Origin of the sequence: Micromonospora sp. NPDC049580 (assembly GCF_040675595.1) — a bacterium.
Taxonomy (GTDB): domain Bacteria; phylum Actinomycetota; class Actinomycetes; order Mycobacteriales; family Micromonosporaceae; genus Micromonospora.
Genome location: NZ_JBFAPG010000013.1, coordinates 21,815 through 32,000 on the forward strand (window position 1 = coordinate 21,815; position 10,186 = coordinate 32,000).

A 10,186-nucleotide genomic window follows, 5' to 3' on the forward strand; every position below is an offset into this window, starting at 1 on the left:
TCGAAGGCGACCGGCGCCGCGCCCGCCGGCCGTACCCGCAGCTCCCGCACCCCTGTCGACCCACACTCGCCCCTTGTGGGCGTTTTGCGTCAGACAGGCGATTACGTTGCTTAGAGAGTTTTCTCCGCACATATCGTGACCAGTTGTGATTCGTGCTCGTTGCCCAAGACGTGGGGGTTGCACTCAGAGACGCACGGCGCTCGGTCACCAGTTGGTGCCGACGCCACACCATCGGCGGTGACGGGGCGGTGGCAGCCGTCCGTCGCGGACAGCGGCAGGGCGAGCCGGGAACGCTCAGCCGCGAACAGGAACTCGAGCTGATCGACACACTCCGGGGCGTCCACCCCGACGAGTTCGGCCTGGACGAGGAGCTGTGGACGCGGCAGAGCCTCACCACGCTCATCCAGCGCCGGTTCGACCTCCCGCTGGACGCGGGAGCGGTCGGGGCGTACCTGCGGGCCTGGGGGTTGGGTCCGCGGGAACCGCGCGAGCGGGCCTGCGGGCTCTGCGTCAGCGCGGTCGAGCGCTGGGTACGCAGCGAGTACCCGGCGATCACCCGGACGGCCCAGGAGCATCTGGCCGAGGTCTACTGGATCGGCCGGGTGCGGCTGCGGGGCACGATGCCGGCGGCCGACGTGATCTCCGCCGTGTCGTCCCGGGGCCGGGTGCGCTTCATGATCACCACACCGACTGTCGACCCGCCGCTCCCCCGCGACTTCGTGCTGCGGCTCAGCGGCGAGGAGCAGCGCACGGTGCACCTGATCGTGGACGGGTCCTGGCCGCGCAACGAGTGGCCGCGCCGGCTGCCCCGACGGATCGTCCTGCACCCGCTGCCCAGTTGCGGGCGGGCGATCGCGGCCTGAGCACCGGGTGGGCCGGTCACCGACACGACCGGCTCACCCGATACCGATTCGGCGTACGCCCAGGAGGTTTGCTAGTCTTCTCCAGTCGCTGAGCCCCCGTAGCTCAGGGGATAGAGCACCGCCCTCCGGAGGCGGGGGCGCAGGTTCGAATCCTGCCGGGGGCACAAGCTTTCGCGCTCCATGTCCGCTGAGAAGCGCGGACCTGGGGCGCTTGTCATTTCTGCTCCGGGGCCGAGCCCCGGACCCCACGCCCCGGCGCCGGCTCGCGTCGAACCCCCACCGGCGACGCGCGGTGGATCAAGAACGGCGCCTGCGGGGTTCTCGCCGCCACGGCGGCCCGCCGCCGCCCAACCGACGGCCGGGTAGACAATCGGGCGACGGCGGACGGCACATGATCAGGTGCCGACGTACGCCGCCAGGTGCTCGCCGGTGAGGGTGGAGCGGGCGGCGGCGAGATCGGCCGGGGTGCCCTCGAAGACGATCCGGCCGCCGTCGTGGCCGGCGCCCGGGCCGAGGTCGATGATCCAGTCGGCGTGCGCCATGACCGCCTGGTGATGCTCGACGACGATCACCGACTTGCCGGAGTCGACGAGTCGGTCCAGCAGGCCGAGCAGTTGCTCGACGTCGGCGAGGTGCAGGCCGGTGGTCGGCTCGTCGAGGACGTACACGCCGCCCTTCTCGGCCATCCGGGTGGCCAGCTTGAGCCGCTGCCGCTCGCCGCCGGACAGGGTGGTCAGCGGCTGGCCGAGGCTGAGGTAGCCGAGCCCGACGTCGACGAGCCGGTCGAGGATGGCGTGCGCGGCGGGCGTACGCGCCTCACCCGCGGAGAAGAACGCCTCGGCCTCGCGCACCGACATGGCGAGCACCTCGCTGATGTCACGGCCGCCGAACCGGTACTCCAGGACCGACGCCTGGAACCGCCTCCCCTCGCACTCCTCGCAGGTGGCGGCGACACCGGCCATCATCCCCAGGTCGGTGTAGATGACGCCGGCGCCGTTGCAGCCGGGGCAGGCCCCCTCGGAGTTGGCGCTGAACAGGGCCGGCTTCACACCGTTGGCCTTCGCGAACGCCTTGCGGATCGGGTCGAGCAGGCCCGTGTACGTCGCCGGGTTGCTCCGGCGCGAGCCGCGGATCGCGCTCTGGTCGACCGACACCACCCCGTCGCGGTCGGACACCGAGCCGTGGATCAGCGAACTCTTTCCCGAACCGGCCACACCGGTCACCACCACGAGCACGCCGAGCGGGATGTCGACGTCGACGTCGCGCAGGTTGTGGGTGTTCGCGCCCCGCACCTCCAGCACACCCGACGGCGTCCGTACGGATGTCTTCAGGCGGGCCCGGTCGTCCAGGTGCCGGCCGGTCAGCGTGTCGCTGGCGCGCAGCCCGTCGACGGTGCCCTCGAACACCACCTCGCCTCCGGCGGTGCCGGCGCCCGGCCCGAGATCGACGACGTGGTCGGCGATGGCGATCGCCTCCGGCTTGTGCTCCACCACCAGGACGGTGTTGCCCTTGTCCCGCAGGCGCAGCAGCAGGCCGTTCATCCGCGCGATGTCGTGCGGGTGCAGCCCGATCGTCGGCTCGTCGAAGACGTACGTGACGTCGGTGAGCGACGACCCGAGGTGGCGGATCATCTTGGTGCGCTGCGCCTCGCCACCGGAGAGCGTGCCCGAGGGCCGGTCGAGCGACAGGTAGCCCAACCCGATCTCCTCGAACGAGTCGAGGAGATGTTGCAGCCCGGTGAGCAGCGGCGCCACCGACGGCTCCCTGATGCCCCGGACCCAGGCCGCCAGGTCGCTGATCTGCATCGCGCAGACGCCGGCGATGTTCTTCCCCTCGATCTTCGACGACCGGGCCTCCGCGCTGAGCCGGGTGCCGCCGCAGTCGGGGCAGGTCGTGAACGTCACCGCACGGTCGACGAAGGCGCGGATGTGCGGTTGCAGCGTGTCGATGTCCTTGGCGAGGAACGACTTCTGGATCTGCGGGATGAGGCCGACGTACGTCAGGTTGATGCCGTCGACCTTGATCTTGGTCGGCTCCCGGTGGAGCAGGTCCTGCAACTCCTTCTTCGTGTATTTGCGGATCGGCTTGTCCGGGTCGAAGTAGCCGCAGCCGCGGAAGATCCGGCCGTACCAGCCCTCCATGCTGTAGCCGGGGATCGTGATCGCGCCCTCGTTGAGCGACCTGCTGTCGTCGTACAGCGCCGACAGGTCGAAGTCGGTGACCGCGCCCATGCCCTCGCAGCGCGGACACATGCCGCCGAGACGGTTGAAGGTCGCCTTCTCGGTCTTCGTCCGGCCCGCGCCGCGCTCCACCGTGATCGCGCCGGTCGCCCGGACCGAGGGGACGTTGAAGGAGAACGCGTTCGGCGAGCCGATGTGCGGCTGCCCGAGCCGGCTGAAGAGGATGCGCAGCATCGCGTTGGCGTCGGTGGCGGTGCCGACCGTGGAGCGGGCGTTCGCGCCCATCCGCTCCTGGTCGACGATGATCGCGGTGGTCAGCCCGTCCAGCACGTCGACCTCGGGCCGGGTCAGCGTCGGCATGAAGCCCTGCACGAAGGCGCTGTAGGTCTCGTTGATCATCCGCTGCGACTCGGCCGCGATGGTGCCGAACACCAGCGAGCTCTTGCCGGAGCCGGAGACCCCGGTGAACACCGTCAGTCGACGCTTCGGAAGCTCGACCGTGACGTCCTTGAGGTTGTTCACGCGCGCGCCCTGCACCCGGATCAGGTCGTGCCGGTCGGCGACGTGCGCCGCGGGCGGGTCCGTGGCCTTGCTCATGATGTCTCCATCTTCTCGGGCGGGCGGGGCCCCGGGGTCACGCCCGACGCGGCTCGCCGCGCCGACCCGACCCGTGGCAGTCACGCTAGGGGTGGCGGCGTGACCTGCGCTTCTCGATTCCTGACCGGTCTGGTCACCTGCTTCGCCGTGCACGACGGCAGCCCGGCCGTCGCGAGCGCCGCCTCCCGCCGGTAGGTGCTGGGCGGCACACCGACCAGCTCGGTGAAGCGGGTGCTGAAGGTGCCGAGCGACGAGCAGCCGACCGCGAAACAGACATCGGTGACGCTGAGGTCGCCGCGACGCAGCAGCGCCATGGCGCGCTCCACGCGCCGGGTCATGAGATAGCTGTACGGAGATTCGCCGTAGGCGAGCCGGAACTCGCGACTGAGGTGCCCGGCCGACATGTGGACGCCCCGGGCGAGCGCCTCGACGTCCAACGGCTGCGCGTACTCCCGGTCGATGCGGTCGCGGACGCGGCGCAGCCGCGCGAGATCGCTCAGGCGCTGGCTCTCGGCGGATCGGCTGGTCACCTGGAAAATCGTGCCACAGACCCCCGACGACAGGGACCGTCGAGGACCGCGCGCCTCCGATGATCGTTCTCGATCAAGGAAACAGCGCGTACCGTCAGCCGGTCTCGCGGCGGGCGCGGGCCCGGCGCTTGCCCTCGTGCATGGCCTGCACCCGGGCCACCGGGATGGTCCGGCCCTCCGCGACGAGGTCGGCGGGGAGCGACTGCGGCGCCGGCATCAGCGCGACCCACGGGTCGGTCCCGGCGACCAGTGGCGGCACCGTCCGGATGGTGAAGTCCGCCGGGGTCACCTCGGTCAGGTCGGACCAGTCGACCGGGAAGGAGACCGGCATCCCGGGCCGCAGTCGCGGGCTGTACGCGGCCACGACCGTCGCCCCGCCGGCTCGGGTGGCGTCCACGAAGACCTTCCCGCCCCGGTCTTGAATGATGTACGCCGTCGTGGCGAGCGCCGGGTCCAGCCGCTCGGCGCGGACGGCGAGCGCCCGGGTGGCGGCGGCCAACTCCTCGGCGGTGGGGTCACCCGTCACCGGGACGAAGACGTGCACGCCCTTGGCGCCGCTGGTCTTGACGGCCCCGGCGAGGCCGGCGTCGGCGAGCGCCTGGCGGACCAGCAGGGCAGCGGCCACGGCCGCGCGGAACCCGTCGCCCTCGGGCGGGTCCAGGTCGAGCACCAGGTGCGTCGGTCGGTGCAGATCCGCCACGGTGGCCAGCGTCGGGTGGTACTCGACGGCCCGCTGGTTGGCGAACCAGAGCAGGGTGCGCCGGTCGTCGCAGAGGGCGTACGAGATCTCCCGGTGCGACGCCTCGGCCCAGACCGGCACCCGGCGGACCCACTCCGGGGTGTAGCGGGGCAGGTTCTTCTGCATGAACGGCGGCTGGCCGGGGCGGACCCGGATCACCGACAGCGGACGGTCCCGCAGCTGCCCGATGATCGGCTCCCGGACCGCGTCGAGGTAGTCGACCAGGTCGCGCTTGGTCGCGTCGTCACGGTCGGACAGCGGCTGGTCCAGGTTGGTCAGGGCCACGCCGTCGCGGGTCTCGTCAGCCTCACTCACCCGATCACCCTCCCGGCCCCGGCGTCGTCGGTCAACCGGACGCGGCGCTTGGACACCGAACGATTCCGCTGCCCGCCGTCGTCGACCGGCGCTTCGACGTCGGGCCGCTGGCCGGCCGGGCGGCGGGGCAGCGTGCCCAGCGCCACCAGCAACGCGGCGAGCACCAGAGCGGCGGCCACGGCGTACGCGACCCGGTAGCCACCGGCCAGCGCCACCGCCTCGGCCCGACCGGCGGCCCGGAGGCCGTCGCTGCGGGCCGCGGCCAGGGTCGCCAGCGCGGCCAGGCCGACCGCCCCGCCGACCTGCTGGGTGGTGTTGGCCAACCCGGACGCCAGCCCGGCGTCGGCGTCGGTCGCGCCGACCATGGCCAGCGTGGTGACGGCCGGCAGGGTCAGACCGCCGGCCACTCCGAAGACCACCAGCGCGGGGAGTACGTCGGCGAGGTAGCGGCCGTCGGCGGGCAACCGGGCGAGCAGCAGGAAGCCGACGGTCGCGAGGCTCAACCCGACCAGCAGCACGCTCCGGGCGCCCCACCGGCCGATCAGCAGACCGGCCAGGCCGAGCGACACCACCGCGATCACCACCGGGGTGGGCAGGAAGGCCCAGCCGGTGGCCGCCGCGTCCAGCCCGAGCACGAGTTGCAGCTCGACGGCGAGCAGGAACTGGAAGCCGAAGTACGCGGCGACCATGAGGAACTGCACCGCGTTGGCCGCGACCAGGCCCGGCACGCGCAGCACCCGCGCCGGCAGCAGCGGAGTCGCCGCCACCCGTTGGCGTACGGCGAAGCAGCCGAGCAGCAGCGCCGCGAGCGCCGCCGCACCCAGTGTCCGCGGGCTGGTCCAGCCGTGCTCACCGGTCCCCACGATGCCCAGCACGGCGGCCATCAGGCCGGCGGTGGCCAGCAGGGCGCCGGGCACGTCGAGGCCGGCCCGCAGGCCGATGCCCCGTTCGGCGGGGAGTTGGCGGACGGCGGCGAGCAGGATCGCCGCCCCGATCGGCAGGTTCACCAGGAAGATCGAACGCCAACCGGCCAGCTCGGTGAGCACCCCGCCGGCGACCGTGCCGATCGTGGCGCCGGCCGCCCCGGTGAAGCTGAAGACGGCGATGGCGCGGGCCCGCTCGACCGACTCGGGATAGAGCCGGACGATCATCCCGAGGCTGACCGCCATGGCGAGCGCGCCGCCGACGCCCTGGCCGAACCGCGCGCCGACGAGCAGGGCCGGTCCGGTGGCCGTCGCGCAGGCCAGCGAGGCCAGGGTGAACAGCACGACGCCGGCCAGGAAGACCCGACGCCGGCCGAGCAGGTCGCCGAGGCGGCCGGCGAGCAGCAGCAGCCCGCCGAACGCCACCAGGTAGGCGTTGACCACCCAGGCCAGTCCGGCGGCGGTGAAGCCCAGGTCGCGTTGCACGGAGGGCAGGGCCACCGACACGACACTGCCGTCCAGGATGATCATCAGGCTGCCGGCGCAGAGCACGAGCAGGGCCGGCCAGCGGGCCGGGACGGTACGGTCCATCGGATGCCTCCTTGGTGCACGGTTTGTTACCGAGGTCATCGTCTGTGACCATGAGCCGGAGCGGAAGGAGGCACTGTGATGTCCCAGAGGAACAGCGATGTGTCCGCGCAGGTCGAGGCGGAGTTCACCTGCGCCGCCGGGAACGTGCCGTTCACCCCCGGGCAGGCTCGGGCGTGCACCGTCCGCGAGGTGCTGGACCGGGTCGGCGGCAAGTGGAGCATCGGCATCCTGGTGGCCGCGTCGAACGGCCCGGTGCGCTTCACCGAGCTGGAGCGGCACATCGAGGGCATCAGCCGCCGGATGCTCACCCTGACCCTGCGCAACCTGGAGCGCGACGGCCTGCTGCACCGCACGGTCTATCCGACCGTTCCGCCGAAGGTGGAGTACACGGCCACGCCGATGGCGCTGGAGCTGTACGAGTCGCTGGTGGCGCTGACCAGTTGGGCCGAACGGCACCGCCGGGCCATCGCCGAGGCGCGGACCAGGTACGACGCCGAGCGCGCCGGCTAAACCAGACCCCGGTGTGGGGAAGGCCACCACGTTCTTCTGACCGATCGGTCAGGGTCTGACCGATCGGTCAGGCATGCTGGTTCACGGAGGTGGACCGGTGATGGCCAGAGCGGTGTCCGAGACGCACGGCGAGATCCTCGCCGCGGCGGCGCGACGGTTCGCGGTGACCGGCTACCGGGGCACCTCGTTGCAGGACATCGCCCGCGAGGTCGGCTGCTCCAAGGCCACCGTGCTCTACCACTTCGCCAACAAGGAAGCCCTGCTCGCCGAGCTGATGGCACCCGCGATCGGCGTGCTGCGCGACCTCGACGACCAGCTCACCGGCCGGACCGGCGCGGCCGCCCAGGAGGTCGCCGCGGCGGGCTTCGTCGACCTCGCGGTCCGGTTCCGGCGGGAGATCGCGGTGCTGCGCGGTGAATTCCCCGAGCTGCTGTGCCAGCCGGCGTTCGCGCACATTCAGGAGATCTCCGACCGGCTGCGCGACGCGTTGGCCGGGCACTCCGATCGTCCGGGCGCCCGGATCGCCGCGCTGGTGCTGCTGGCCGGCATCTCCGAGGCGTGCGCCGAGTTCGCCGACATCCCCGACGACGAACTGCGCGCCGCCCTGCTCGCCCTCGTCCGGCGGGCCGTCGAACCCGTCGACGCACCCCTGACCCATCCACCCACGACCGAGGACAAGGACTCCTGATGGCCACCCTGCTCTACCGGCTCGGCCGGGGCGCGTTTCGCCGGCGACGGCTCGTCGTCGCGCTCTGGCTCGTCGTACTCGTCGGCGCCGGTCTGGCCGCGGCGACCCTGCGCGGCCCGACGGCGAGCAACTTCACCATGCCCGGCACCGAGAGCCAGCGCGCTCTCGACCTGCTCGCCGAGCAGTTCCCGGCGGCCAGCGGCGCGACCGGCACCATCGCGGTCAAGGCACCCGGAGACGGCCAACTCGGCACCCCACAGGGCCAGGCCGTGGTGCAGGAGCTGGTCCAGCAGGCCGGGACGCTGCCCGGCGTGGTCGGCGCGGTCAACCCGCTCCAGGTCGGCGCGGTCTCGCCCGACGGCCGGTACGCGCTGGTCCAGGTCCAGTTCGCCACCGGCGCGGACGAGGTGACCGACGACCAGAAGACCGCGTACGAGCAGGTCGGCGCGGCGGCGAAGGCACAGGGTTGGCAGGTCGCCCCGGGCGGCGAGGTGCTGGGCGGGGAGCCGGAGATCGGCTCGACCGAGGCGCTCGGCGTCGTGGTCGCCGCGATCGTCCTGATCATCACCTTCGGCTCGCTGGTGGCCGCCGGGATGACCATGCTCAACGCGCTGATCGGCGTGGGCGCCGGCATGGCCGGGCTGTTCGCGCTGAGTGGCGTCGTCCAGTTGACCAGCACGGCGCCGATCCTGGCGCTGATGCTCGGCCTCGCCGTGGGCATCGACTACTCGCTGTTCATCACCTCCCGGCACCGGCAGAACCTGCTCGACGGTCTGCCCCCGGACGAGGCCGTCGGCCGGGCCGTGGGCACCGCCGGCTCCGCCGTTGTCTTCGCGGGCGCCACCGTCGTCATCGCGCTCGCCGGACTGGCCGTGGTGGACATCCCGTTCCTCACCGTGATGGGTCTCGCCGCCGCCGGCACCGTCACCGTGGCCGTGCTCGTCGCCATCACCCTCCAGCCGGCGCTGCTCGGCTTCGCCGGACGCCGGGTTCTCCCCCGCCGGCTGCGCGCCGTCCCCACCGACGAGACCGCCGCCACCGCCAGCGGACCGGCCAACGAGACGAACGCGGCCACCGAGGACCGGTCCCGGTTCGGCTTCCGCTGGGCGCGGTTCGTCACCCGGTTCCGCGTACCTGTCATCCTGGTCGGCCTGCTCGGCCTGGGGCTGCTCGCGCTGCCCACGCCGGACATGCGGTTGGCGCTGCCGGACGCCTCGACGGCGGCCGTCGGCTCGCCGGCCCGGGTGTCGAACGACCTGATCACCGAGGGCTTCGGCGCGGGCTTCACCGGTCGACTGGCGGTCGTCGTCGCCGGTGACTCGCCGCAGGCCACCTCGGCCGCCGTACCGCAGGTCACCGCGCTGCTCCAGCGCACCGAGAACGTCCTCGCGGTGGCGCCCGCCCAACTCAGCCCGGACGGCCGGACGGCGCTGCTCGGCGTGGTGCCGAAGACCGGCCCGACCGACGAGGCCACCGAGACGGTGGTGCACGACATCCGTGACTCGGTGAGCGGGATCCGCGACGCGGACGTGCTGCTCACCGGCGTCACCGCGATCGGCATCGACGTCTCCGAGAAGCTCTCCGACGCGCTGCCGGTCTACCTGCTGCTGGTGGTCGGGCTCTCGGTCCTGCTGCTGATGCTGGTGTTCCGTTCGCTGCTGGTGCCGGTCAAGGCCGCGCTGGGCTTCCTGCTCACCGTCGCCGCCACGTTCGGCATCACGGTGGCGGTGTTCCAGCAGGGGCACCTCGCCGACCTGGTGGGCCTGGACACGCCCGGTCCGCTGATCAGCTTCCTGCCGATCCTGCTCATCGGCATCCTGTTCGGGCTCGCGATGGACTACGAGGTGTTCCTGGTGTCCCGGATGCGCGAGGACTTCGTGCACGGCGAGACCGCCCGCCAGGCCACGATCAGCGGCATGGGGCACGGCGCCCGCGTGGTCACCGCCGCCGCGTTGATCATGATCTCGGTGTTCGGGGGCTTCGTCTTCCTCGATGACCCGGTGATCAAGTCGATGGGCTTCGCGCTGGCCATCGGCGTGGCCATCGACGCCTTCGTGGTCCGCATGACCATCGTCCCGGCCGTGATGTCCCTGCTCGGTGACCGCGCCTGGTGGCTGCCCCGCTGGCTCTCCCGCGCCCTGCCGAACGTCGACATCGAGGGCGAGGGGCTCCGTACCCACCTGACGACCCGGACCCCCACCCGGGTCTGATCCGTCCCGACCACGAAAGGTGCGGCGCCCGCTCGGGCGC

8 protein-coding genes and 1 tRNA gene are annotated in these 10,186 nt (G+C 72.3%); 5 read left to right on the forward strand and 4 right to left on the reverse strand.

The window, feature by feature from the left end; genetic code table 11:
• The first annotated feature begins 170 nt into the window (after positions 1-170).
• Positions 171-863, forward strand: a complete 693-nt coding sequence (locus AB0J68_RS02410) for a winged helix-turn-helix domain-containing protein (RefSeq protein ID WP_266245768.1) — start codon at positions 171-173, stop codon at positions 861-863.
• Between the two features lie 92 nt (positions 864-955).
• A tRNA-Arg gene (locus AB0J68_RS02415) sits at positions 956-1,027 on the forward strand.
• A 231-nt stretch (positions 1,028-1,258) separates the two neighbouring features.
• Here AB0J68_RS02415 and AB0J68_RS02420 read toward each other — a convergent pair.
• The 4 genes from AB0J68_RS02420 to AB0J68_RS02435 all read right to left on the reverse strand — a co-directional run bounded on the left by AB0J68_RS02420 (position 1,259) and on the right by AB0J68_RS02435 (position 6,738).
• On the reverse strand, positions 1,259-3,640 hold the full coding sequence (locus tag AB0J68_RS02420; protein ID WP_355137980.1) for an excinuclease ABC subunit UvrA: 2,382 nt from the start codon (positions 3,638-3,640) through the stop codon (positions 1,259-1,261).
• Positions 3,641-3,720: 80 nt separating this feature from the next.
• Positions 3,721-4,170: a helix-turn-helix transcriptional regulator gene (locus AB0J68_RS02425; RefSeq protein WP_234585913.1), complete on the reverse strand. Its 450-nt coding sequence runs from the start codon at positions 4,168-4,170 to the stop codon at positions 3,721-3,723.
• 94 nt (positions 4,171-4,264) lie between these two features.
• The gene (locus tag AB0J68_RS02430; protein ID WP_363935609.1) at positions 4,265-5,224 is read right to left on the reverse strand and encodes an ATP-dependent DNA ligase; all 960 of its coding nucleotides are present in this window, start codon (positions 5,222-5,224) and stop codon (positions 4,265-4,267) included.
• Positions 5,221-6,738, reverse strand: a complete 1,518-nt coding sequence (locus AB0J68_RS02435; protein ID WP_363935612.1) for an MFS transporter — start codon at positions 6,736-6,738, stop codon at positions 5,221-5,223. Before AB0J68_RS02435 ends, AB0J68_RS02430 begins: the two co-directional genes overlap by 4 nt.
• 75 nt (positions 6,739-6,813) lie before the next feature.
• On the opposite strand from AB0J68_RS02435, the gene AB0J68_RS02440 reads away from it, so the two are divergent.
• The 3 genes from AB0J68_RS02440 to AB0J68_RS02450 all read left to right on the forward strand — a co-directional run bounded on the left by AB0J68_RS02440 (position 6,814) and on the right by AB0J68_RS02450 (position 10,146).
• Positions 6,814-7,248: a helix-turn-helix domain-containing protein gene (locus AB0J68_RS02440; protein WP_354859241.1), complete on the forward strand. Its 435-nt coding sequence runs from the start codon at positions 6,814-6,816 to the stop codon at positions 7,246-7,248.
• A gap of 100 nt (positions 7,249-7,348) precedes the next feature.
• Positions 7,349-7,936, forward strand: coding sequence for a helix-turn-helix domain-containing protein (locus AB0J68_RS02445; protein ID WP_354859238.1), 588 nt, complete (start codon positions 7,349-7,351; stop codon positions 7,934-7,936).
• Complete coding sequence (locus tag AB0J68_RS02450) at positions 7,936-10,146, forward strand: MMPL family transporter (protein ID WP_363935614.1); 2,211 nt, start codon at positions 7,936-7,938, stop codon at positions 10,144-10,146. Before AB0J68_RS02445 ends, AB0J68_RS02450 begins: the two co-directional genes overlap by 1 nt.
• Positions 10,147-10,186 lie beyond the last annotated feature (40 nt).